Annotated in this window: 21 protein-coding genes; 5 read left to right on the top strand and 16 right to left on the bottom strand. The window is 69.5% G+C overall.

Annotated elements, in window-relative coordinates:
- Positions 1 to 49: 49 nt before the first annotated feature.
- From FQ142_RS08800 to nirB, 5 genes are read right to left on the bottom strand one after another with little or no spacing between them, the layout of a single operon-like run.
- Entirely contained in the window at positions 50 to 727 is a 678-nt protein-coding gene (locus tag FQ142_RS08800) for a sirohydrochlorin chelatase (protein WP_056417657.1), read from the bottom strand.
- Positions 724 to 1,854, bottom strand: coding sequence for a uroporphyrinogen-III synthase (locus tag FQ142_RS08795; RefSeq protein WP_149423010.1), 1,131 nt, complete (start codon positions 1,852 to 1,854; stop codon positions 724 to 726). The genes FQ142_RS08800 and FQ142_RS08795 overlap by 4 nt, the downstream gene beginning before the upstream one ends.
- Positions 1,851 to 3,086 carry a uroporphyrinogen-III C-methyltransferase gene (gene cobA / locus FQ142_RS08790; RefSeq protein ID WP_149423009.1) on the bottom strand — a complete coding sequence of 412 codons (1,236 nt, stop codon included), beginning with the start codon at positions 3,084 to 3,086 and terminating at the stop codon, positions 1,851 to 1,853. The genes FQ142_RS08795 and cobA overlap by 4 nt, the downstream gene beginning before the upstream one ends.
- Positions 3,083 to 3,448 (bottom strand): nitrite reductase small subunit NirD, encoded by a 366-nt coding sequence (gene nirD, locus FQ142_RS08785; protein ID WP_056417668.1) that lies wholly within the window; start codon positions 3,446 to 3,448, stop codon positions 3,083 to 3,085. The genes cobA and nirD overlap by 4 nt, the downstream gene beginning before the upstream one ends.
- On the bottom strand, positions 3,445 to 5,973 hold the full coding sequence (nirB, locus tag FQ142_RS08780; RefSeq protein ID WP_410477437.1) for a nitrite reductase large subunit NirB: 2,529 nt from the start codon (positions 5,971 to 5,973) through the stop codon (positions 3,445 to 3,447). Before nirB ends, nirD begins: the two co-directional genes overlap by 4 nt.
- A 260-nt stretch (positions 5,974 to 6,233) precedes the next feature.
- Between nirB and FQ142_RS08775 the strand changes: the two genes are divergently transcribed.
- Both FQ142_RS08775 and FQ142_RS08770 read left to right on the top strand, forming a co-directional pair.
- Positions 6,234 to 7,598: a DUF349 domain-containing protein gene (locus FQ142_RS08775; protein WP_149423007.1), complete on the top strand. Its 1,365-nt coding sequence runs from the start codon at positions 6,234 to 6,236 to the stop codon at positions 7,596 to 7,598.
- A 60-nt stretch (positions 7,599 to 7,658) separates the two neighbouring features.
- The gene (locus FQ142_RS08770) at positions 7,659 to 8,210 is read left to right on the top strand and encodes a type IV toxin-antitoxin system AbiEi family antitoxin (protein WP_149423006.1); all 552 of its coding nucleotides are present in this window, start codon (positions 7,659 to 7,661) and stop codon (positions 8,208 to 8,210) included.
- On the opposite strand, the gene FQ142_RS08765 is transcribed toward FQ142_RS08770, so the two are convergent.
- The 8 genes from FQ142_RS08765 to FQ142_RS08730 all read right to left on the bottom strand — a co-directional run bounded on the left by FQ142_RS08765 (position 8,197) and on the right by FQ142_RS08730 (position 16,826).
- A complete protein-coding gene (locus tag FQ142_RS08765) occupies positions 8,197 to 10,446 on the bottom strand; it encodes a RelA/SpoT family protein (protein ID WP_056417677.1) in 2,250 nt (749 codons plus the stop codon). The genes FQ142_RS08770 and FQ142_RS08765 overlap by 14 nt on opposite strands.
- Before the next feature lie 68 nt (positions 10,447 to 10,514).
- On the bottom strand, positions 10,515 to 11,504 hold the full coding sequence (gene secF, locus FQ142_RS08760) for a protein translocase subunit SecF (protein WP_056417679.1): 990 nt from the start codon (positions 11,502 to 11,504) through the stop codon (positions 10,515 to 10,517).
- Positions 11,504 to 13,249: a protein translocase subunit SecD gene (gene secD / locus FQ142_RS08755; protein WP_149423005.1), complete on the bottom strand. Its 1,746-nt coding sequence runs from the start codon at positions 13,247 to 13,249 to the stop codon at positions 11,504 to 11,506. Before secD ends, secF begins: the two co-directional genes overlap by 1 nt.
- Positions 13,250 to 13,317: 68 nt before the next feature.
- On the bottom strand, positions 13,318 to 13,728 hold the full coding sequence (locus tag FQ142_RS08750; protein ID WP_308208480.1) for a preprotein translocase subunit YajC: 411 nt from the start codon (positions 13,726 to 13,728) through the stop codon (positions 13,318 to 13,320).
- A gap of 73 nt (positions 13,729 to 13,801) precedes the next feature.
- Positions 13,802 to 14,827 carry a Holliday junction branch migration DNA helicase RuvB gene (gene ruvB, locus FQ142_RS08745; protein WP_056417689.1) on the bottom strand — a complete coding sequence of 342 codons (1,026 nt, stop codon included), beginning with the start codon at positions 14,825 to 14,827 and terminating at the stop codon, positions 13,802 to 13,804.
- A complete protein-coding gene (gene ruvA, locus FQ142_RS08740) occupies positions 14,820 to 15,425 on the bottom strand; it encodes a Holliday junction branch migration protein RuvA (protein WP_149423004.1) in 606 nt (201 codons plus the stop codon). The genes ruvB and ruvA overlap by 8 nt, the downstream gene beginning before the upstream one ends.
- Before the next feature lie 9 nt (positions 15,426 to 15,434).
- A complete protein-coding gene (ruvC, locus tag FQ142_RS08735) occupies positions 15,435 to 16,019 on the bottom strand; it encodes a crossover junction endodeoxyribonuclease RuvC (protein ID WP_149423003.1) in 585 nt (194 codons plus the stop codon).
- Positions 16,020 to 16,064: 45 nt separating this feature from the next.
- A complete protein-coding gene (locus FQ142_RS08730; protein WP_045255064.1) occupies positions 16,065 to 16,826 on the bottom strand; it encodes a YebC/PmpR family DNA-binding transcriptional regulator in 762 nt (253 codons plus the stop codon).
- An 88-nt stretch (positions 16,827 to 16,914) separates the two neighbouring features.
- Between FQ142_RS08730 and FQ142_RS08725 the strand changes: the two genes are divergently transcribed.
- Complete coding sequence (locus FQ142_RS08725) at positions 16,915 to 17,601, top strand: prolyl oligopeptidase family serine peptidase (protein WP_149423002.1); 687 nt, start codon at positions 16,915 to 16,917, stop codon at positions 17,599 to 17,601.
- A 16-nt stretch (positions 17,602 to 17,617) separates the two neighbouring features.
- Here the strand turns inward: FQ142_RS08725 and FQ142_RS08720 are convergent, their stop codons facing one another.
- Positions 17,618 to 18,496: a DUF402 domain-containing protein gene (locus FQ142_RS08720; RefSeq protein WP_188042355.1), complete on the bottom strand. Its 879-nt coding sequence runs from the start codon at positions 18,494 to 18,496 to the stop codon at positions 17,618 to 17,620.
- Positions 18,497 to 18,664: 168 nt separating this feature from the next.
- Between FQ142_RS08720 and FQ142_RS08715 the strand changes: the two genes are divergently transcribed.
- Complete coding sequence (locus FQ142_RS08715) at positions 18,665 to 20,050, top strand: pyridoxal phosphate-dependent decarboxylase family protein (RefSeq protein WP_149423000.1); 1,386 nt, start codon at positions 18,665 to 18,667, stop codon at positions 20,048 to 20,050.
- Here FQ142_RS08715 and pdxT read toward each other — a convergent pair.
- Both pdxT and pdxS read right to left on the bottom strand, forming a co-directional pair.
- Positions 20,047 to 20,667 (bottom strand): pyridoxal 5'-phosphate synthase glutaminase subunit PdxT, encoded by a 621-nt coding sequence (gene pdxT / locus FQ142_RS08710; protein ID WP_149422999.1) that lies wholly within the window; start codon positions 20,665 to 20,667, stop codon positions 20,047 to 20,049. The genes FQ142_RS08715 and pdxT overlap by 4 nt on opposite strands.
- Positions 20,657 to 21,550, bottom strand: coding sequence for a pyridoxal 5'-phosphate synthase lyase subunit PdxS (gene pdxS / locus FQ142_RS08705; protein ID WP_149422998.1), 894 nt, complete (start codon positions 21,548 to 21,550; stop codon positions 20,657 to 20,659). Before pdxS ends, pdxT begins: the two co-directional genes overlap by 11 nt.
- Before the next feature lie 129 nt (positions 21,551 to 21,679).
- Between pdxS and FQ142_RS08700 the strand changes: the two genes are divergently transcribed.
- Positions 21,680 to 22,987: an aminotransferase class I/II-fold pyridoxal phosphate-dependent enzyme gene (locus tag FQ142_RS08700; RefSeq protein ID WP_149422997.1), complete on the top strand. Its 1,308-nt coding sequence runs from the start codon at positions 21,680 to 21,682 to the stop codon at positions 22,985 to 22,987.
- Positions 22,988 to 23,014: the final 27 nt, after the last annotated feature.

The raw sequence follows: 23,014 nt of genomic DNA, 5'->3' as shown, positions 1-23,014 counted from the left end.
CATCCGCCCCCGTTCCGTGCGTGGGCGAGAGCCGCCCCGGGAGGCATGGTCAGGCGGTGTGGAATCGGTCGACGACCACGTCGGCGATCCGCACGTCGACGCCGAGTGGCGCAGACACCAGGTCGGCTCCGGACTTCCGGACCAGCCCGGCGAAGTACCCGGGAGCGAGCACGTGGCTTGCGGCGATCACTCGAGCGGCGCCGTCGCGACGAGCGGATGCCACTGCCTCCCCGATCCGGGGTTCGATGGCCGAGGCGTACCCGATGGTGATCGGAGCCGGAATGAGGCGGGCCAGGTGCTCGGCCGCCGCGGCGACATCGGCGACCGCGGCGGGATTGCTCGACCCCGCTGCGGCGAGTACGACATGGTCGCCCGGGAGCCAGGCGCCCGCGATCGCCGTGCGCAGTCGGGCTGCCAGCACCTCGGCGATCAGCGGATGCGTGCCCAGGGGCTCACCCTGCCGCACATTCTCGTGCGGGCGCACCGCATCTGCGATGTCGACGGCGGTATGGAAGCCGACGGAGAGCAGCAGAGGCACCACGACGACGTCGTCGAGGCCCCGCTCGTGCTCGATCACGTCGACCACCGTCGGCTCCTGCACGTCGACGAATGCCTGCACGACTCGTGTGCCCGGCATCCGCTGCCGTACGAGATCGACGAGATCCTCGACCGTACGTCGGCCTTCTGGAGAGTCGGTGCCGTGCGAGCAGGCGATGAGGGTGCTCATTCGGGATCCTCCACCGTGAGTCGATAGCCGCGCTTCACGATCGTCTGGATCACGCTCGCTCCCCCGAGCGCCTCGCGGAGCCGTGCGACTGCCATCTCGACGGCGTGAGCGCTCTCGCCACCGCGCGGCAACGCGAGTCCGAGCTGCTCCCTCGAGAGCACCCGGCCAGCGGCGTCGAACAATTCGCTCAGGACACTGGCGCCCGCGCGGGACAGCGGCACGAAGCGACCGTCGAGCAGCACACCGCCGCTGCGCACCTCCATGACACCGGCCGTCGTGCGCACCTGGCGCGCGGCTCCCGATGCGAAGTGATCGACGACGCAGCGGACCAGCGAACCGAGCCTGCCGCGAGCCGCGATGGTGGTGTGCAGATCTGCGTCGTGGAGCGGCGACGCGGTGATCGGGCCGACGGCGGCGAGCAGCAGCCGCCCGCCCGCCGCCCGCCGACGGATCGCATCCAGAGTGCCCGCGCGACCCGCTGCTCTGACCCACTCCGCGGCGCCGGGCGCCGAGGTGAAGAGCACCGCATCCACCTCGCCCGCGCCCGCCTGCACGACGGAGCGGTGCACGATCTTCGGGTCGGGCGGCGGACCCCACCGGTAGACCGTGATGCTGACGACATCGGCCCCGAGCTCCGCCAGCAGAGCATCGAGGCCGTCGGCGCCCGCACCATGATGCTGTATCGCGATGCGTCGGCCGACCACTCCTTCGGCCGTGAGGTACTCCCCCACTTCCGCAGAGGTCTCGGACTCGGCCACCCAGTCCGCCGTGAACCCGGCCTGCTGAATCGCGCCGTGCGCCTTGGGCCCGCGCGCGACGAACTGAGCGTCGACCAGCGCGGCCGCCAGATCCTCGGCCAGACCGTTCTCGTGCGCGGCGTCGATCCAGCCTCGGAAGCCGACGCCCGTCGTCACGATCACGATGTCCGGTGGGTCCGCGATGAGGTCGCGGGTGCGCGCGAGGAGGTCATCGTCGTCCTCGTTCGGGATGATGCTCAGCGCAGGAGCGCGGTAGACCTGCCCGCCTCGGCGTTCGAGCGCGGAGACCAGATCACCCGCGCGTCTGTCCGCGGCGACGACGATGGTGCATCCGGCGAGGGCCGGTGGAAGCGGGGCACGGGTCGTCACGCCGGAGCAGCCCCGATCACGGCCGGAGCCGGGAGCAACAGGTGTTCGCTCGCGACGTCGCCGATCACGATGACGGCCGGGTTGCGGAGTCCGACGGTGCGCGCATCCTCGACCGCGTGCTCGAGGGTCGTGCGCGTCGTGCGCTGTTGCGGCGTGTGACCGCTCTCGACGAACGCGACGGGACGATCCTTCGGCACCCCATGCGCGAGTGCGGATTCGACCAGTCGTCCGAGAGCGGCGACACCCATCAGGACGACCGTCGTCACCATCGTGTCAGCCATGGCTTCCAAGGTACCCGGCCCGAAGCCGCCCTGTCCGTTCACCACGTGGAAGGCGGCTGCCGTGCCTCGGTGCGTGACCGGGATGCCGGCCGACTGCGGCACGGCGATGGCGCTCGAGATCCCCGGAGTCACATCCACCGGGATCCCGGCGGCGAGGCACGAGAGCATCTCCTCGCCCCCGCGGCCGAAGACGAAGGGGTCGCCGCCCTTCAACCGGACGACCCTGCGCCCGGCTGCGGCGCGCGCGACGATGATGCGGTTGATCTCGTCCTGCGGGACGGGGTGTCGACCGGGCTGCTTGCCGACGTCGATCACCTCGACATCCGGGTCGAGCCCCTGTGTGATCTCGGCCGCCGGTCCGAGACGGTCGATGACGAGAACATCGGCCTCTGCGATCAGGCGCCGCGCGCGCACCGTCATCAGATCGGCGGGACCCGGGCCGCCGCCGACGAGGTCGACCCGTCCGCTGCGGGCCGTCCGTCGGCGCCTCAGTGGCAGCCGGCCGTCGCCGGTCAGGTCGACTATGGCATCGCGCACCGCGACGGAACGCCGGGGGTCGGCACCGATCGTACTGGTGACGCCGACCGTGACATCCCCGATCTCCGCCTGTGCCGTGAGCCTGGCCGAGCCGTGCTCGCCATCCGAGGCGTTGATGCAGAGCACTCGCTGAGATTCGCACTGCTCGGCGACCAGGCGATCGACCCGCGGATCCCCCGTCGCCGTGTGCACGAGCCAGGCGCCGTCGAGGTCCGTCGAACGGAACTCCCGTGGCTCCCAGGCGACCTCGTGACGCTCGACGAGCCGCGCGGTGTCGTCGTGCAGCAGAGGCGCGACCATCCGCGCACTCGCGCCCTCGGCGAGAAAGCGACGCAGCCGCTTCGCAGCCACCGGGCCTCCGCCGACCAGCAGCACATCGCGTCCGGCGAGGTTGACACCCAGCATCACGGTCATCGGATCTCCTCGATGTCGAACTCCACGTGGCCGTCGACGACGGTCACCTGCCACACCTGCAGAGAAGCGGGCTCCCTGCCCTGCGTGTCGAGGCAGGCACCGGTGCGCAGGTCGAAGACCTGCTTGTGCAGGGGCGAGGCCAGGGTCGGCGCCTCGCCCCTGCTCCCGACGATGCCGCGCGACATCACGTTCGCACCGCTGTACGGGTCGAGGTTCGACACGGCGTGCACCGACCCGTCTGCCAGCAGGAACAGTGCGATCTGGCGCGTTCCGAAGAGCGCGGCACGACCGCGCTCGACCTCGAGGTCATCCAGGGCGCACACCCGTACCCGGCGGCCGGTGGGCGGACTCGTGAGCGTCATCGCCGCACCTCCAGAGTCGTGCCCGCGATGAGCACCGCAGGGTCGCTGCGCTCCTCCATGGTCGCCGGACGCACCTGACCCCGCTCCGGCACATACGCGAGCGACGGGTCCGGGGTATCGGTCGCGTTCACGAAGGACTCGAACCGCCGCAGTTTCGCGGGGTCGCGGAGGGTCGCCGCCCACTCGTCCTCGTAGCGTTCCACATGCACGGCCATGGCGGCGTCGAGGTCGTCGCAGATGCCGAGACTGTCGTCGAAGATCACGGCGCGCAGCCCCTCGAGTCCACCGTCGAGCTCCACGCACCATCCGGCCGTCCGCTGCAGTCGGTCCGCCGTGCGGATGTAGTACATGAAGAAGCGGTCGATCGCGCGGATGAGCCCCTCATCGTCGAGATCCGATGCCAGCAGCTCGGCGTGCCGGGGAGAGAATCCGCCGTTGCCGCCGACGTACATGTTCCAGCCGGTCTCGGTCGCGATCACGCCGACGTCCTTCGACCGAGCCTCGGCGCACTCACGCGCACACCCCGAGACCCCGACCTTGAGCTTGTGCGGTGCACGCAGCCCGCGGTAGCGGAGCTCCAGTCTCACCGCCATTCCGACCGCGTCGAGCACGCCGTACCGGCACCAGGTCGACCCGACGCAGGACTTCACGGTGCGGAGTGCCTTGCCGTAGGCCTGGCCAGATTCGAAGCCGGCGTCGACCAGGCGCTGCCAGATCTGCGGCAGCTGCTCGAGTCGGGCACCGAACATGTCGATCCGCTGGCCGCCCGTGATCTTGGTATAGAGGCCGTACGACTCCGCGATGCTGCCGATCGCGATGAGTCCTGCCGGCGTGACCTCGCCACCGGGCATACGCGGCACCACCGAGTACGTGCCGTCCTTCTGCATGTTGGCCATCACGTGGTCGTTGGTGTCCTGGAGCGAGGCGTTCTCGCCGTCGAGCACGTGCGCGCCCACCAGCACGGCGAGGATGCTGGCGAGAGCCGGCTTGCAGATGTCGCACCCTCGGCCGGTGCCGAAGCGCCCGATGATGGCGCTGAAGGTCGACATCTCCGACACCCGCACGGCGTCGAAGAGCTGTCTGCGCGACATCGCGAAGTGCTCGCACAGCGCATCGGACGTCGCCCGTCCGAGCTTGGTCAACTCCTGTCCGACGATCTTCTTCACCGCGAAGAGACACGAACCGCAGGTGGCTCCGGCCTTCGTACACGCCTTGACGGCAGCGGCGTCCGTGCAGCCCTCAGCGTGGACGGCCTCGCGGATGCGTCCGGCCGTCACATTCGAGCATGAGCAGACGACGGCCGATTCCGGCAGCTCGTTGTCGGGGAGGTCCGCACCACCCTCGGGGAGCAGATACGCGGCCGGATCGGCGCCGAGGGGTGCACCCACCAGCGGACGGAGCGAGCCGTAGGCGGAGGCGTCGCCGACGAGGATGCCGCCGAGCAGCGTCTTCGCGTCGTCGGAGAGCACGAGCTTCTTGTACACCCCGTTCACGGGGTCGGTGTAGACCACGTCGAGGGCGTTCGGGGTGACGGCCATCGCGTCGCCGAAACTCGCGACGTCGACGCCGGAGAGCTTGAGCTTGGCCGAGTCGTCGTAGCCGGGGAAGGTCGCGTCGCCGCCGAGCAGGCGAGTCGCCGCGACCTCCGCCATCGCATAGCCGGGGGCGACGAGTCCGACGGAGCGGCCGTCGAAGTTGGCGACCTCGCCGATCGCGAGGATGTGCTCGTCGACGGTTCGACAGCGCGAGTCGATCAGCACACCGCCGGTGGGATGCACGTCGAGCTGCGCGAGACGAGCGAGCGAGTCCTGCGGGCGCACGCCGACCGTGAAGATCACGATGTCCGCCTCGTGCATGCTGCCGTCCTGGAACTGCAGTGCGGCCACTGCGCCTGATGCGTCGGGGTCGAGACGCGTGGTGCGCGTGCCGGTCCGCACCTCGATGCCCTTCGCCTCGATGAGGCGGCGAAGGATCGTCCCGCCCGCCAGGTCGAGCTGCGCCGACATGAGCCGATCGGATGACTGCACCACCGTGCATCCGACCTGCAGACCCTGCAGGGCCCCGGCGGCTTCCAGCCCGAGCAGACCGCCGCCGATCACGGAGCCACGGAGCTGACGGCCGAGCTGCGCCTGCCGACGCTCGACGAACCGGCGAATGGCTTCGACATCGTCGAGCGTCCGATACACGAAGCAACCGGGGAGTTCGGCGCCGTCGACCGCCGGCCGCAGCGCGTACGAGCCCGTCGCCAGGACGAGTGTGCGGTAGGAATGCTGTGCGCCCGACCGCGTGCGCACGCATCGCGCCGCCCGATCGATCCCCGTGACCCGGTCGTCGCGAATGAACCGGACGCGTGGATCGGCGAGAACCCCGGTATCCAGCTCCAGGTCCGTGGCGTGCGCGCCCGAGAAGTACGAGGTCAGCCCGACGCGGTCGTAGGGGGCGCGAGCCTCCTCGCCGATGAGAGTCACGGTCCGGACATCGTCCTCCGAGCGAAGCAGACTCTCGACGAACCGGTGCGCCACCATCCCCGCACCGACCACCACGACATCCGCCGATGTGCTGTCTCGAACGATCACGAGCCCTCCTCTGTCCGTGAAGTCGACGCTAGGCATCCGGTGTTTCGCGGAACGTCCGGGCGCCGTTACGCCGAGCGAACGTTCTGCTCACATCTGGATAACGCCGAAGTGAGCCGCTCCGTGCATCCCGGCAGCGCGGCCGTGCGCGTACTAGGCTGAACCCCGTCCCTTCCCCCCTCCCGCGGGATGACCGCGCAAGGAGAGCACTCTTGTCTGCCACCGAACCAACGAAGCCGACTCCGCCAGTACCGGGCCCGCCCGTACCCGGTCCGCCGCGTCTTCCGGCACCGCCACGGGCTGCCACGCCGGCCGCCGCTCCCGCAGCACCCGCCGCAGCTCCCTCGAGCGACGGCACCGAATGGGGCCGCGTCAGTGAAGACGGCACCGTCGAGGTGCGTGAAGACGGAGAATGGCGCGTCGTCGGCCAGTACCCCGACGGCACCCCCGACGAGGCCCTCGCCTACTTCGTGCGCAAGTACGACGACATCGCCTTCAAGGTGCGCACGCTCGAGCAGCGCCATCAGGCGGGCGGCGCATCGGCCGGAGACCTGGTCAAGCAGGCCGGTCATGTGCTCGCCGAAGCGACGGATGCCGCAGCCGTCGGCGACCTCGCCGGCCTGCGTGAGCGCCTGAACGCCCTCACCGCGTCGCTGTCCGAGGCCACCGCCGAGGAGGCGGCGCAGGCCAAGGCGCTCGTCGACCAGGCCATCGCCGAACGCACCGCTCTGGTCGAACGCGCCGAGGCGATCGCCGCCCGCGATCTCTCGAAGGTGCAGTGGAAGCAGGTCACCGCCGAGCTCGGCGAGCTCTTCGACGCCTGGCAGGCGCAGCAGCAGAACGGCCCTCGTCTGTCGAAGGGCGTCTCGCAGCAGCTCTGGAAGCGGTTCCGCGACGCTCGCAGCACGGTCGACAAGGCACGCCGCGCGTTCTACTCCGAGCTCGACGACACCCACAAGACCGCTCGCGACGCCAAGACCCGCCTGGTCGAGCGCGCCGAGGCCCTGGCGCCGCGCGGCGTCGACGGCATCACGTCCTACCGCAACCTCCTCGACGAATGGAAGGCTGCCGGCCGCGCCGGACGCAAGGCCGACGATGCGCTCTGGGCGCGGTTCAAGGCTGCCGGCGATGCGCTGTACTCGGCCCGCGCCGAGCAGAGCGCCGCCGAGGAGGCCGAGTCCGGCCCGAAGATCGAGGCGCGTCAGGCTCTCCTCGAAGAGGCCAAGGCCGTCGCCGACGAGTCCAACATCAAGAGCGCCCGTGCGATGCTCACTCGCATCCAGCGCCAGTGGGATGAGATCGGACGCATCTTCCCCCGCGAGAAGGAGCGTGCGCTCGACGACCGCCTTCGTGTCATCGAGCAGGCGCTCAAGGCCCGCGAAGAGGTCGACTGGAAGAAGAACAACCCCGAGACGAAGGCACGCGCGAACGACATGAGCTCGCAGCTGCTCGAGGCGATCGAGAAGCTCGAGACAGAGCTCGCCCACGCCGAGAAGTCCGGAGACAAGAAGGCCGCGAAGGCCGCAGCGGATGCTCTCGAGGCTCGCCGCGCCTGGCTCAACGCCCTCGGCGGCTGACCTCTCCACAGATCATCCCCGCGAGCGGATACGCGGGATGCACCACGTCAGACTGGCGTGATGCATCCCGCGTTCCTGTATCTGCCAGGCGACCGTCTCACGATCCCCGAGCTCAGCGCAGCGCGGCTCGACGGCCATGTGGTCGAGCTCGGCGAGGGCTACATCCCGGCAGACCTGGTCGAGGACGCCAGTACGCGGGCGGCATCGATCGCGGATCTCGTGCCGGCCGACACCGCGGCCTCGGGCCCGACGGCCGCGTGGATCCACGGCGCCGGCGACGCGCCGCCCGCGCGTCATCATGTGCGGCGGGCGGTTCTGCGGCGCATCAGGGCCATGTCGACCGCGCGGGTCGCCCTGCACGACACGTCGCTCGGGCCCACGGATGTGCTCGTGATCGGCGGGGTGACGGTGATGACCCCCGTGCGTACGATGGTCGACCTCGCGTTGAGCGTGCACCGCGACGAATCGCTGCGTCGATGGGTGCTGCTGCTCGCTCAGACGGATCCGCGCCTCGTGGCCGAGGCGATCTCCGCCCTCGACACCATGGGGCGCGTGCCGGGCAAGAGAGCCGGTCGGGGGACCCTCGACCGGCTCCCCCTCACGACGATGTGACGCGGTAGACGTCGTACACGGCATCGATGCGGCGCACGGCGTTCAGGATCCGATCCAGGTGCACGGCATCGCCCATCTCGAACACGAAGCGACTGATCGCGAGGCGCTCGTCCGTGGTGCTGACGGTCGCCGAGAGGATGTTGACGTGATGCTCGCTGAGCACGCGTGTCACGTCCGACAGCAGACCGGAACGATCGAGGGCCTCGACCTGGATCTGCACGCGGAAGACGCTCTTGGTCGTGGGCGCCCACGACACCTCGACGAAGCGGTCCTCTTCGCCCGAGAGCGCCTTGACGTTCGGGCAGTCGGTGCGGTGGACCGACACTCCGCTGCCCCGCGTGACGAAGCCGACGATCTCATCGCCCGGCACCGGAGTGCAGCACTTGGCGACCTTCACGAGGATGTCGGAGGCTCCGCGCACGAGAACGCCCGAGTCGCCGGCACGCGGCTCCCGTGACGGCATGCTGCCCGGCAGGTCGATGGGCCCGGTGACCGGATCGGTCGCGGCGACCAGCGCCGTGACCTTCTCGAGCACGGACTGCGTCGAGACGTGCCCCTCGCCGACGGCCGCGTACAGCGCGGAGACGTCTTCGTACCGCAGCTGATGGGCGACCTCGGCGAACGAGTCCTGACTCATCAGTCGCTGCAGAGGCATGTTCTGGCGGCGCATCGCCCGCGCGATCGCCTCCTTGCCCTGCTCGATGGCCTCTTCGCGACGCTCCTTGGTGAACCATCCGCGGATCTTGTTGCGCGCCCGGGTGCTCTTGACGAAGCCGAGCCAGTCCTGACTCGGACCTGCGTCGGGGTTCTTCGAGGTGAACACCTCGACCACGTCGCCGCTCTTGAGCTCCGACTCCAGCGGGACCAGACGCCCGTTGACCTTCGAGCCCATCGTGCGGTGACCGATCTCGGTGTGCACGGCGTAGGCGAAGTCCACTGGTGTCGCGCCGGCCGGGAGCCCGATCACGCGCCCCTTGGGCGTGAAGACGTAGACCTCCTTCGCGCCGATCTCGAACCGCAGCGAGTCGAGGAACTCGCCGGGGTCGGCGGTCTCGGCCTGCCAGTCCGAGATGTGCGCGAGCCAGGCCATGTCGTTGTCGGCGGCCCGGACCTCGGTCTTGCCGCCGTTCATCCGCTCCTTGTACATCCAGTGCGCGGCGACACCGTACTCCGCCTGCTGGTGCATCTCGTGCGTGCGGATCTGGATCTCGACGGTCCGCCCCGACGGGCCGATCACGGTCGTGTGCAGCGACTGGTACAGGTTGAACTTCGGCGTCGCGATGTAGTCCTTGAACCGGCCGGGCAGCGGGGTCCATCGGGCGTGGATGGCGCCGAGCACGGCGTAGCAGTCCCGCACCGATGCGACCAGCACGCGGATGCCGATGAGATCGTAGATGTCGTCGAACTCGCGCCCGCGCACCACCATCTTCTGGTACACCGAATAGAGCTGCTTCGGACGCCCCACGACCTTGCCGCGGATACGGAGATCCCGCAGGTCCACATCGATCTCCTCGACCACCTGGGCGAGGTACTTCTCGCGCTGCGGAGTGCGCTGCGCGATCAGATTGTGGATCTCGTTGTAGATCTTCGGGTGCAGGACTGCGAACGAGAGGTCCTCGAGTTCCGACTTGATCGCCTGGATGCCGAGTCGGTTCGCGAGGGGCGCGTAGATCTCGAGCGTCTCCTTGGCCTTCTTCGCCGCCTTCTCAGGCGGGACGAAGCCCCAGGTGCGGGCGTTGTGCAAGCGGTCGGCGAGCTTGATGAGGAGGACGCGGATGTCCTTGGACATCGCCACGATCATCTTGCGGACGGTCTCTGCCTGCGCGCTCTCGCCGTACTTGACCTTGTCGAGCTTGGTGACGCCGTCGACGAGCATGGCGACCTCGTCGCCGAACTCGGCGGTGAGGTCGGTGAGGGCGTAGCCCGTGTCCTCCACCGTGTCGTGCAGCAGCGCGGCCGCGATCGCCCGAGGTCCGAGGCCCATCTCGGCGAGGATCTGCGCGACCGCGAGAGGGTGCGTGATGTACGGCTCGCCGCTCTGACGCTGCTGCCCGGTGTGCTTCTCCTTGGCGACGGCGTACGCGCGTTCGATGACGGCGAGATCACCCTTGGGGTGGTTCGCCCGGACGGTGCGGGTCAGGTTGTCGAGATCGTTGACCCGTGGGGCGCGCGAGAAGATGCGGGGAACCAGTCGTCTCAGGCTCGATCCCTGCGACGACGTCTGCGGTTCCGCCATCCGCTCACCTCCGAATCACAACAGCTTACGCGTGCCCTGCGGGGTGCGGCCCCGCCGGGCGGGAACGGTCAGACCTCTACGGCGGCCTTCTCGCGGGATTCGCGGACCCGCGAGTCGCGCGCCGTGATCTGCGGCTCGTTCTCACGGAAGAGCGAGTACAGCGGCGCCGCGACGAACAGGGTCGAGTACGTCGCCACCAGGATGCCGACGAAGATCGACAGCGAGATGTCGGTGAGCGACTCGGCCCCGAGCCAGAAGGCGCCGATGAAGAGCACCGCTCCGACGGGCAGCGCCGCGACCACGGAGGTGTTGATGGAGCGCACCAGCGTCTGGTTGACCGCCAGGTTGACGGACTCCCCGAACAGCCGCGAGGAGTTCTCCCCGTCTTCCGTCGTGTTCTCGCGGATCTTGTCGAACACCACCGTCGTGTCGTACAGCGAGTAGGCGAGGATCGTCAGGAATCCGATCACCGCGGCCGGGGAGATCTCGAATCCTGCGAGGGCGTAGACGCCCACCGTGATGACGAGCACGTCGAGCAGGCCGAGGATGGCCGCGGCCGACATCTTCCAGGTGCGGAAGTAGATCGCGAGGATCAGGAAGGTGAGCGCGAGGAAGATCGCCAGACCCCACAACGACTGCTTGGTGACGTTCTCACCCCAGGCCGGGCCGATGAACGACGACGTGACCTCGGCCGGGTCGACCTTGTACGCCTCGGCGAGGGCATTGGCGACCTGCTGGGTCTCTGCGGAGCTCATCTGGTCGGTCTGCACACGCACGTCGGTGCTGCTGACGATGGCGACCTTGGCAGCGGCGCCGGGGACCACCGAGCGGACCGCCTCCGCCGCGGTGTCCTGATCGGTGCTGTCCGGAGCCTGCACCGTGAACTGTGATCCGCCGGTGAACTCGATCGAGAACTGGATCGGGCGGATCAGCGGCACGAGAGCCGACCCGACCACGAGCGCGATCGCGATGATGAACCACAGACGACGCTTCGCGACGAACGGGAAGGAGGTCTTCCCGGTGTACAGGTTGTTGCCGAACTCGTTCATGGAAGCCATCACGCGTCCCCCTCACTTCCACTGTTCGTGGGTCTGTCGCCCGCGAGGGCCTGGGCGCGCTTGCGCTCGGCGATGGTCTGTCGGCGCTCTGCCTCGCCCCGGGCCCGAGAGTTCTTGGCGCCACGTCCCGCGGACGTGTCGACCGAGCGGAACTGGGCTCGTCCGCGATACACGGCGCCCAGCGCCTCGGGGTCGAGTCCGGACAGCTTGTGCCCGCCGCCGAAGAACCGGGTGCGCGCGAGCAGCTGCATCACCGGGTGCGTGAAGATGACGAAGATCAGGACGTCGATCACGGTCGTGAGCCCCAGCGTGAACGCGAAGCCCTTCACCGTGGAGTCGGCGAGGATGTACAGCACCACGGCGGCGAGGACGTTGATCGACTTGGAGATGTAGATCGTGCGCTTGGCGCGTCCCCAGCCGTCCTCCACCGCCGAGGTGATCGACTTGCCGTCGCGCAGTTCGTCGCGGATGCGTTCGAAGTAGACGATGAACGAGTCGGCGGTGAATCCGATCGACACGATCAGACCCGCGACACCGGCCAGCGAGAGCCGGAAGCCGAGTCGCCACGCCAGGATGCTGATCACGATGTAGGTCAGCACCGCCATCACGGCGATCGAGGCGATGATCACGGAGCCGAGGGCGCGATAGACGATGAGCGAGTAGATCGCCACGAGTGCGAGTCCGATCAGACCCGCGATGAGACCGACCTGCAGCTGCTGCGTGCCGAGCGTCGCAGACACCGTGTCATCGCTCTGCACGGCGAAGCTCAACGGCAGCGCACCGAACTTGAGCTGGTCGGCGAGCGTGGTGGCCGTCTCCTGCGTGAAGCTGCCCGAGATGCTCGGACGACCGTCGAGGATCTGTCCGTTCATCGTCGGGGCCGAGATGACCGACCCGTCGAGCACGAACGCGAACCGGTCACGCGGCGTCTGACCGTCGATGCGGTTCTGGTTCAGGCGCGTGCTGACCTTGCCGAATGCGTCGGCGCCGTCGGCGTTCATCGTCAGCTGCACGGTCCAGGCACCGGACTGCGGATCGCGGCCGGCGACCGCGTTGTCGATCGCGGTGCCGGTGAGTTCGGTCGGACCGAGGATGTACTTCTCCGCACCCGTGGGGTCGCAGGCGATGAGCGGCTGATCCTGCGGGCCCTTCGAGGCGTCGTTCTCAGGGTTGGCGCAGTCGTAGGCCAGGAACTCCGCCTGGAGCTTGGGGGTGATCCACGACATGTCGCTGCCGTCGGTCGGCTTCGCCGTGGGCGTGGCCTCGAGGTTGGGGTCCGGTGTCGGGTACGGCGTCTCCGTGCCGTCCTCGCCCACGAACGACGTGGCGGCGGCTCCCGTGTAGAGCACGGCGCGGAACTCCAGCTGCGCGCTCGACTGGATCCGGTCGCGCGTCTGCTGGTCGGCGACACCGGGGATCTGCACCACGATGTTGCGACCGCCCTCGGTCGTGATGTCGGCTTCCGCGACTCCCGACGCGTCGACGCGCTGACGGATGATCGCCGCGGCCTGGTCGAGCTGCTCGCCCGACGGCGCGGCGCCATCCTCGGTCTCGGCGCTCAGCACGATCTGGGTGCCGCCCTGCAGGTCGAGCGCGAGCTCAGGTGCCCACGAACTCGCCGGATCGCCGTTGGCGTCCTTCATGACATAGACGCCCAGCGCGTTGACGCCGAACAGGACTCCCGTCACCAGGAGCAGGCCCAGAAGGACCCGCCAGGCGTGACGGACCGGGGAAGAAGTGGCCACGTGTGATCAGCTTTCTTGGATGCCGGTCGAGGATGCCGGGCTGTCGATGTGGTGCGGCGGAACGGGGATTACTTGTCGTCGGCGTCGCGCTCGAGGCGACGACGGGTCTCCTCGGGGGTCTCGACCGCGGCTGCGCCATCGACGACAGGTGCGTCGAGGACGACGGCGGGAGCATCCATGTCGTCGACGACGACGACGTCGTCCTTCGGCTCGACGATGCGAAGGATCGCCTGGCTGTGCACTTCGATGACGGTGCCCGGTGCGATCTCGACGAGAGCGGGCGAGTCGAGGTCCTCGTGGTCGTACGCGACGATCGTGCCGTAGATGCCGCCCTGGAGGAGCACCTTCACGCCGGGGACGGTCTTGGTGGCCTTCTCCTCCTGCTCCGCCTTCATCTGCTTCTGGCGCTTGCGGCCGTTGACGAACATGAACACGACGAGGACGGCGAGAAGGCCGAACAGCAGGATTTCCATGGGCATGGCGGGGATGGGCCTTTCTCAGGTGCGCGCACCAGAGAGCGGGCGCGCAGATTATCGGGGAAGTCTCCAGCGATTATAGGTCATCCAGGCGAAGCGCCCCGTCCGGATGCGCCACGCCGAGATGCGCGTAGGCCTCCGGCATCGCCACGCGGCCACGTGGCGTCCGGCCGAGGAACCCGATGCGCACCAGGTACGGCTCGACGACGCTCTCGACCGTCTCGCCCTCCTCGCCCACCGCCACGGCGAGGGTGCTGAGTCCGACGGGACCACCGCGGAAACGTCGCACGAGGGCCTCGAGAACCGCCCTGTCGAGCCTGTCGAGCCCGATCGGGTCGACGTCGTAGAGCTCGAGCGCCGCGCGGACGCCTTCGAGCGTCGCCGCGCCGCCGCCGTGCACGAGCGCGTAGTCGCGCACGCGTCGCAGCAGCCGGTTCGCGATGCGCGGTGTGCCGCGCGAGCGCCGCGCGATCTCCGAGAGGGAATCGTGCGGGAGGTCGACACCGAGCATCAGAGCGGACCGGGCGATGACCTGCTCCAGTTCCGGCTCGTCGTAGAACTCGAGGTGGCCGGTGAAGCCGAAGCGATCGCGCAGCGGATTCGGCAGCAGCCCCGAACGCGTGGTCGCCCCGACGAGTGTGAAGGGCGAGAGGTCCAGCGGGATGCTCGTCGCTCCGGCGCCCTTGCCCACCATGATGTCGATGCGGAAGTCCTCCATCGCGAGGTACAGCATCTCCTCGGCGGAGCGAGCCATGCGATGGATCTCATCGATGAAGAGCACCTCGCCAGGGACCAGGCTCGACAGCAGCGCCGCGAGGTCGCCCGCGTGCTGGATCGCCGGGCCGCTGGAGAGCCGCAGCGGCCGCTCGCTCTCATGCGCGACGATCATCGCGAGCGTCGTCTTGCCGAGTCCGGGGGGCCCCGCCAGGAGGATGTGGTCGGGCGGCCGGTTCTGGATGCGTGCGGCGTCGAGCAGCAGCTGCAGCTGACCGCGCACCTTCTGCTGGCCGACGAACTCGCCGAGACTGGTGGGGCGCAGTGCGCCCTCGATCGCGAGCTCGGTGTCGTCGGAGGGCTCCGAGGCGTCGCGGGCGTCAGACACGGGCCGGCCCCAGCAGCGCCAGCGTGCGTCGCAGCAGCGGCGCCACGGAGTCGCGTTCGGCGCCGGTCGCCTCGGCGGCGGTCTGCGCAGCCGCCTCGGCGGCGACCCTCTCCGACCATCCGAGTCCGACCAGCGCCGCCGTGACCTGGTCGACGACGTCGACAGGCCCGCTCGTGGTCTGCGTCGATGCCGCGCCCACCGGGTGCACCTTGCCGGCGAGCTGCAGCACGATGAGCTTGGCCGTCTTGGGTCCGATCCCCGAGACGCGCCGGAAGGGCGCGTCATCCTCACCCGTCACGGCATCGGCGATCTGGTCGACGGTGAGGTGCGAGAGCACCCCGAGCGCGGACTTCGGCCCCACCCCGGTCACGCTGATCAACAGACCGAAGACCTCCAGCTCGCTGCGATCGGCGAATCCGTAGAGCGAGAGCGCGTCCTCGCGCACGATGAGGCTGGTGTGCAGCAGCAGCTTCTCGCCCACCGTGGCTGTGTGGGCGACGTCCGCGGGCACCGCGACGGAGAAGCCGACCCCGCCGACGTCGATGATGACCTGATCGGCGGTCGAGTGGAGGACGGCGCCGTGCAGCGAGGAGATCATCGCTCCAGCCTACGCACCGGGTCGTAGATATGTTCGAGCGACACGCTCCGCGTCCGCCCACGCCCGCTGGGCCGGGGTGAGCGCCCCCTGGCCCGGAGCCCCCGCGGCCCCGCGGCGCCAGGCGTGGCAGAGGGCGATGGCCAGGGCGTCCGCGGCATCCGCCGGCTGCGGCGGCGCGTCGAGGCGGAGGATCCGGGCGATCATCGCCTGCACCTGCCGTTTGTCGGCCGAGCCGTAGCCGGTCACGGCGGCCTTGACCTCGCTCGGCGTGTGCGTCGCTGCAGGCAGGCCGGCCTCCGCCGCGAGCAGCAGCGCGACGCCGCTCGCCTGCGCGGTGCCCATCACGGTGTGGGTGTTCTGCTGCGCGAACACTCGCTCGACGGCGACGGCGTCAGGGCTGTGCGCGGCGATCACGTCGCGGATGCCCGCGGCCACGATCGCGAGTCGCTCGCCGATCGGCAGATCCGGGTCCGAGCGGATGACCCCGACATGCACGAGTGTGCCGCGTCGCGCCCGATCGACATCCACGACGCCGACGCCGCACCGGGTCAGACCGGGGTCGATGCCGAGCACGCGGAGCGAGGAGGAGGTCACTCCCCCAGGCTATTCGTCGCCCCGCGTCCCGACGTCTCGGCGCGCCTAGGCGTCGTCGTTCTCGAGCTCGGACTGCACCTCGGCGGTGAGGTCGAAGTTGGTGAAGACGTTCTGCACGTCCTCGCTGTCCTCCAGCGCGTCGATGAGACGGAAGATCTTGCGCGCGGTGTCGGCATCGATCTCGACTTTGAGGTTCGGCACGAACTCGATGTCGGCCGACTCGTAGTCGATACCCGCATCCTGCAGGGCGCTGCGGACCGCGACCAGGTCGGTGGCCTCGGTGACGATCTCGAAGCCCTCGGCGTGCGGCTCGATCTCCTCGGCGCCGGCCTCGAGGGCCGCCATCATCACGTCATCCTCGGTGGTCCCCTCGGAGCCGACCACGATGACGCCCTTGCGGCTGAAGTTGTACGCGACGCTGCCGGGGTCGGCGAGCGTGCCGCCGTTGCGGCTGAGTGCGGTGCGCACCTCGGCCGCTGCCCTGTTCTTGTTGTCGGTCAGACATTCGATCATCAGGGCGACGCCGTTGGGTCCGTAGCCCTCGTACATGATCGAGGTGTACTCGACGGCCTCGCCGCCGATGCCCGCTCCGCGCTTCACCGCGCGGTCGATGTTGTCCTTCGGGACGGACGTCTTCTTCGCCTTCTGCACGGCGTCGAACAGCGTCGGGTTCCCCTGCAGGTCCGCCCCGCCGAGCTTGGCGGCGACCTCGATGTTCTTGATGAGCTTGGCCCAGGACTTGGCGCGCCTGGAGTCGATGATGGCCTTCTTGTGCTTCGTGGTGGCCCACTTGGAATGCCCGGACATATGTCTCCGCTCGTCGTATCCGCCCAGAAGCTCGCACCCAGGGCATCGTCTATTCTAACGAACTGCGCGAGTGGCGCAGGATGGAGATATGCGCAGATCCCGACACATCACCCCGACCGTCCGCTGCTCCGACGTCAGGGACGGCGAGCAGACACCGGCCGATACCCTGCGGTACCTGATCCATCTGCCGGAGGATTACGATGCCGACCCGGACAGACGCTGGCCGCTCGTGCTGTTCCTGCACGGTGCGGGCGAGCGCGGCTCCGAGCTCGATCTCGCCGCGGTCCACGGCCCCCCGAAGCTGGCGGATGCCGGCCACGAGTTCCCGTTCGTGCTCGTCACGCCCCAGTGCCCCGAGTCGAGTCAGTGGATCGCGGAGCTCTCGACGCTGTCCGGGCTGCTGGACGAGGTCATGGAGGCGCACCGGATCGATCCCGCGCGCGTGGCGGTGACCGGCCTCAGCATGGGTGGATATGGGACCTGGAGCCTAGCGGTGCGGTATCCCGATCGATTCGCCGCGATCGCGCCGATCTGCGGGGGCATGTGGCTGCAGAGCGCCGCACCGCTGCAGAACACCCCGGTCTGGGCGTTCCACGGCGACGCCGACGATGTCGTTCCGATCTCCGCCACGGAGCAGATCGTGACCGAGCTCCGGTCCGTCGGCGCCGACGTGCGGTTCACGCGATATCCGGGCGTCGGCCACGATTCGTGGACCGAGACGTATGAGAACCCGGAGTTCTACGACTGGATGCTGTCCCACCGCCGCCCCCGCTGACGTCCGGGCAGGCGACTCAGCCCTCGGAGCTCCTTCTGCCGGAGCGTGCACGCGCGGCGGCCATCGCGGCGGTCGCGGGCAGCACGAGCGGAACGTCCGCCTCCTCGTCCGGCATCCACTCGTCCCACCCGTCGTCCAGCGGCCAGGCGGCGTCGATGATGAAGTCCACTCCCGCGTGATCAGCGAGCACACGCACCGCCTCGGCCTGCTCGGGCGAGAACCGGCCCTGGTCGACCGCGGCCTCGAGTTCGTCCGCGTCCTTGAGCCAGACGTCCTCCTCCCCGCGGTGCTCGGCGTCGATCCAGAGATCCAGCACGAGGTCGCGGGTGAACACCGACGCCTCCTGGCCCGCGATGCGTCGGTGCGGAAGCTCGATGTTGACGTAGGCGCCGTCGGCTGTCCCGTCTGCACGACGGAAGAACCACACCGACCACGGCTTTCCGGTCGGTGCGACTCGCAGGATGCCCGGCCCCGTCCAGGTGCTCTCGACGGCCCGCCACGACACGAGGAAGCGCTCCTCGAGCGGGACCTCGCGCGGGTGTCGTCCGTCGGAGGGAACGGCATCGAGGCGCGCTGAGCCCGACGGGATCCACGCCACGAGTCCGCGGTCGTCATCGCGCACGACCCGTGCCGTCTCGATCACCCGACCGTACCGCCAGAGGATCTGCTGCCCGACGGCGAACCGCGGCGCCGAGGGACTGCTCGACGCGATCGACCGTTCGTACGCGGGATCCGCATGGGCGGCGGCCTGGTCCGGCGTGTCGAGCTCGGCGATCGCCTCGGCGATCGGGCGACTCGCTGACGCGATCCGAGTCCAGTCCGCACCGCGTCGGCCCACGAGTTCCACCGTGCCCCCGCTCGCGCTGACTCCGGTCGTCCCCCGTGGCGTTCGCATCCCGCCACCGTACCCGTCGCATCCGCCGCCGACGCACACCCGCGCGGCGACCCGGAGAACTCTGCCGGTGATGCGCTCGCGCGCCACGAGGCTCTGCCCTCGGACCGCGCGGCCCGGGCAGTCCATATCCGTCTGGCGCACGCTGTCTCGCGGGTGTAGTCCTGACCCATGGACCAGAGTGGCTTCGACGACAGAACACGTGCTCTCGACATCGCCCACCGCCGTGCGACCGAGTTCCTGGAGGACCTCGACGACCGACCGGTGTGGCCGCGTGCGAGCCTCGACGAGATGCTGGATGCCTTCGGCGGACCGCTTCCGGAAGACGGCACCGATCCGGCGCAGGTCATCGAGGAGATCGCGACCCGCGCCGACCCCGGTCTCGTCGCGATCCCGGGGGGACGATTCTTCGGTTTCGTGATCGGCGGCACCCATCCCGCCGCCCTCGCCGCCGATTGGCTCGTCTCGACGTGGGACCAGAATTCCGGCTCCTCCGCGTTGGCACCTGCCACGGTCGCCATGGAGCGGATCGCAGGTCGGTGGATGCTGGACCTCTTCGGCCTGCCGGACTCGGCGAGCGTCGGATTCGTCACCGGTGGGCAGCTCGCCAACTTCACGTGTCTCGCATCCGCCCGTCAGTCGGTGCTGGCCAGGGCGGGGTGGGACGTGGCCGAACGTGGACTCCGGCAGGCACCGCCGCTGCGCGTCGTCGTCGGCGCGGATCGCCACAGCTCCATCGACCGCGCGGCGCGCTTTCTCGGGATCGGGCGGGCGGAGTTGATCGTGGTCGACTCCGACGATCAGGGACGGATGCGGCCGGAGGCGCTCGAGCAGCAGCTCCTCAGCGGTACGGGACCCCTGATCGTCTGCCTCCAGGCCGGTGAAGTGCACACCGGCGCCTTCGACGACTTCGAGGCGCTGATCCCGATCGCTCGGGCGCACGACGCCTGGGTGCACGTCGACGGAGCCTTCGGGCTCTGGGCCGCCGCCTCGCCGGCGCTCCGATCGCTCACCGCCGGCATGGAGCACGCGGACTCGTGGGCGACCGACGCGCACAAGACCCTCAACGTTCCGTACGACTGCGGCATGGCGATCGTGCGCGACCCCGCCGACTCGATCGCCGCGTTCCGCACCGGCGGCGACTACCTGATGTACACCGGTCTCGACCCGTGGGATGTGACGCCCGAGCTGTCCAGGCGTGCACGCGGCGTGCCGGCCTGGGCCGCGCTGAAGAGCCTCGGCCGTTCCGGCGTCGCGCAGCTGATGGATCGGCTGCACGCGAACGCCGCGGCGATGGCTCGAGGTCTGCGCTCCATCCCCGGGGTGCACGTCGTCAACGACGTCGACTACACCCAGGTCATGTTCCGTCTCGACGACGACGACGCCGCCACCCGCGCCCTCGGCCGCGCGATCCTCGACGAGGGCACTGCTGCGGTCACCGGCGCCGAATGGCGGGGTCGAGCGACGCAGCGCTGCTCGATGTCGTCGTGGGCGACGACCGACGCCGACATCGATCGCACCGTGTCCGCGATCCGAGCGCTGGTGCAGGGCGCTTAGGCGTGCGTCTCCGCCCGGGACCGGGCGAACGTCTCCGCGAGGCCGAGGAACCGCTGGTGCACGCGCCTCTCACCGTCGACCTCGGGGTGGAAGCTCGTGCCGAGCAGGCTGCCCTGCTGCACGGCGACCACGGTGCCGTCCGGCAGCGCCGCCAAGACCTCGACGCCGTCGCCGACACGCTCGACCACCGGTGCGCGGATGAAGGTCGCGTGCACCGCCGGCTCACCGAGCGCAGGCACGTCGAGGTCGGTCTCGAACGACTCCGTCTGCCGTCCGAACGCGTTCCGACGGACATCGATGTCCATGCCCCCGAACGACTCCTGGCCGTCGATGCCGTCGAGCACGGTGTCCGCGAGCAGGATCAGCCCCGCGCAGGTGCCGAGCATCGGCATCCCGGACCCGATAGCCGCGCGGATCGGCTGCTGCATGCCGAACAGCCGCGAGAGCTTGTCGATCACACTCGACTCTCCCCCGGGTATCACCAGACCGGCGACGGTTCCGAGCTCCTCCGGTCGGCGCACGAGCACGACCTCGGCGCCGAGCCCCTCGAGCAGGGCGGCGTGCTCGCGCACGTCGCCCTGCAGCGCGAGGACGCCGACCCGGGGGTTACCAGCCACGCTCGGACAGGCGGTGCGGCGCAGGCAGATCGCTCACGTTGATGCCGACCATGGCCTCGCCGAGTCCGCGCGACACCTCTGCGATCACCTTCGCGTCGTCGAAGAACGTGGTCGCCGTGACGATCGCCTTCGCACGCTCGGCAGGGTTGCCCGACTTGAAGATGCCGGACCCCACGAACACGCCGTCGGCACCGAGCTGCATCATCATCGCGGCATCCGCCGGCGTGGCGACGCCGCCGGCCACGAACAGCACGACCGGGAGCGCGCCCGTCTCCGCGATCTCGGCGACCAGCTCATAGGGTGCCTGCAGCTCCTTCGCGGCGACGAACAGCTCGTCCTTCGTCATGGAACGCAGCACGTTGATCTCGGAACGGATCTTGCGGATGTGCTTGGTCGCCTCCGAGACGTCTCCCGTGCCGGCCTCTCCCTTGGAGCGGATCATGGCCGCACCCTCGTTGATGCGGCGGAGCGCCTCGCCGAGGTTGGTCGCCCCGCACACGAACGGCACGGTGAAGCCGAACTTGTCGATGTGGTTCACGTAGTCGGCCGGCGAGAGGACCTCGGACTCGTCGATGTAGTCGACACCGAGCTCCTGCAGCACCTGCGCCTCGACGAAGTGGCCGATGCGGGCCTTCGCCATCACCGGGATCGAGACCGCGTCGATGATGCTGTCAATCATGTCGGGGTCGCTCATGCGCGAGACGCCGCCCTGCGCGCGGATGTCGGCGGGCACCCGCTCGAGTGCCATCACGGCCACCGCCCCGGCGTCCTCCGCGATCTTCGCCTGGTCAGCGGTGACGACGTCCATGATCACGCCGCCCTTGAGCATCTCGGCGAGACCGCGCTTGACGCGCGACGATCCGGTGGTGGTCTGTTCGGTCATGGGGGCTCCTGTCGGGGACGCACGACGTGCAGCGTGTGCAGATTTTCGGATGTGTCGAACGATGTCTCGTTTGATCTAGGCCAAACAGTAGCACTGTCGGTGACGACCTAGAATCGGAGACGAGGAGCAATGAGCGACCAGATCATCGGAACGACCGCAGCGGACATCGCCGACAGCGTGCGCGACCTGCGCGACCGCGGCGTGCTCGTCGCGGGCAGCCCGCTGCCGCCCGTGCGGGAGCTCGCCACCTCGCTCGGCGTGAACCGCAATACGGCGGTCGCCGCATACCGCCAGCTGGCGCAGGCCGGGATCGTGCTCTCCCGCGGGCGCGCAGGTACGGTCATCACCGGTCATGAGTCGGTCGCGCAGGAGGGGTACGCCTCCGACACCGTGCTGCGGGACGTGGGCACCGGCAACCCGGATCCGCGTCTGATCCCCGATCCGTCCCAGGCCCTCGCCACCGTCGCCGGGCGCCCCGTGCTCTACGGCGAACCCGTGATCGACCGGGGTCTCGACGAGTGGGCGCGCGAGTGGATCGCCCAGGATCTCGACCCGCTCGACTTCCGCATCACCGTCACGAGCGGCGCCGTCGACGCCGTTGAACGGCTGCTCGCCCAGGCGCTCATGCGCGACGACGCGGTGGCCCTCGAGGACCCGTGCTTCCTCGCCAGCATCCACACCGTCCGCCTCGGCGGCTATCGGGCCGTCCCCGTGCCCGTCGACGAGGAGGGGATGACAGTCGAGGGACTGCGTGCCGCGCTCGACGCCGGCATCCGGGCGGTCATCTGCACGCCCCGCGCGCAGAACCCCACGGGCGCGAGCCTCACTCCCGCCCGCGCAGCCGCCCTGCGCGCCGTGCTCGCCGACCACCCGTACGTGCTGATCATCGAGGACGACCACTTCTCCCTGCTCGCGCAGCGCCCCTACGAGACCCTGATCGGCCCCCGCCACCGTCGCTTCGCACTCGTGCGCTCCGTGTCGAAGTTCCTCGGTCCCGACATGTGCCTCGCCATCGCGGCGACCGATGCGACTACGCACGAGCGCCTCGCGATGCGACTCAGCCCGGGAACCACGTGGGTGAGCCATCTGCTCCAGCGACTGACGCTCACGCAGCTGACGGACGAGTCCGTCGTCGCGAGGATCGGTGCGGCCCGTGAGCACTACGCCTCGCAGAACGCCGCGTTCGCCGCGCGACTCGACGAGCACGGCCTCGCCTGCGCGCCCACCGAAGGCCTGAGCCTGTGGCTCGAGCTGCCGAAGCCGGCGCGTCTGGTCGCCGAGCGGCTCATGCGTCGTGGCTGGCTGGCCCGCACGGGCGACGACTTCGCCCTCGACGAGCGCGCCGACCCCTCGCACCACCTGCGCCTGACGGTGCATGATCTGTCCGACGACGATGCGGCCACCCTGGTCTCCGACCTCGTCGCGGCCACCCGATGACCCACCGCGGCGGGACTCCCTCCCGCC

The organism is Microbacterium sp. ANT_H45B, from assembly GCF_008369345.1.
Taxonomy (GTDB): domain Bacteria; phylum Actinomycetota; class Actinomycetes; order Actinomycetales; family Microbacteriaceae; genus Microbacterium.
Note: the sequence above shows the minus strand (reverse complement) of the source record. Positions and strands in the feature narration are given on the sequence as shown.

Bases quoted from the DNA above. Each gene is read 5' to 3' on its own strand.
- FQ142_RS08730 (WP_045255064.1), bottom strand. From the start codon at position 16,826: ATGTCCGGGCATTCCAAGTGGGCCACCACGAAGCACAAGAAGGCCATC.
- FQ142_RS08750 (WP_308208480.1), bottom strand. From the start codon at position 13,728: ATGCCCATGGAAATCCTGCTGTTCGGCCTTCTCGCCGTCCTCGTCGTG.
- FQ142_RS08725 (WP_149423002.1), top strand. From the start codon at position 16,915: ATGCGCAGATCCCGACACATCACCCCGACCGTCCGCTGCTCCGACGTC.
- cobA (WP_149423009.1), bottom strand. From the start codon at position 3,086: ATGACCGTGATGCTGGGTGTCAACCTCGCCGGACGCGATGTGCTGCTG.
- secF (WP_056417679.1), bottom strand. From the start codon at position 11,504: ATGGCTTCCATGAACGAGTTCGGCAACAACCTGTACACCGGGAAGACC.
- FQ142_RS08700 (WP_149422997.1), top strand. From the start codon at position 21,680: ATGAGCGACCAGATCATCGGAACGACCGCAGCGGACATCGCCGACAGC.
- FQ142_RS08715 (WP_149423000.1), top strand. From the start codon at position 18,665: ATGGACCAGAGTGGCTTCGACGACAGAACACGTGCTCTCGACATCGCC.
- FQ142_RS08770 (WP_149423006.1), top strand. From the start codon at position 7,659: ATGCATCCCGCGTTCCTGTATCTGCCAGGCGACCGTCTCACGATCCCC.
- pdxS (WP_149422998.1), bottom strand. From the start codon at position 21,550: ATGACCGAACAGACCACCACCGGATCGTCGCGCGTCAAGCGCGGTCTC.
- nirB (WP_410477437.1), bottom strand. From the start codon at position 5,973: ATGGTGGCGCACCGGTTCGTCGAGAGTCTGCTTCGCTCGGAGGACGAT.
- ruvA (WP_149423004.1), bottom strand. From the start codon at position 15,425: ATGATCTCCTCGCTGCACGGCGCCGTCCTCCACTCGACCGCCGATCAG.
- nirD (WP_056417668.1), bottom strand. From the start codon at position 3,448: ATGACGCTCACGAGTCCGCCCACCGGCCGCCGGGTACGGGTGTGCGCC.
- FQ142_RS08720 (WP_188042355.1), bottom strand. From the start codon at position 18,496: ATGCGAACGCCACGGGGGACGACCGGAGTCAGCGCGAGCGGGGGCACG.
- FQ142_RS08800 (WP_056417657.1), bottom strand. From the start codon at position 727: ATGAGCACCCTCATCGCCTGCTCGCACGGCACCGACTCTCCAGAAGGC.
- FQ142_RS08765 (WP_056417677.1), bottom strand. From the start codon at position 10,446: ATGGCGGAACCGCAGACGTCGTCGCAGGGATCGAGCCTGAGACGACTG.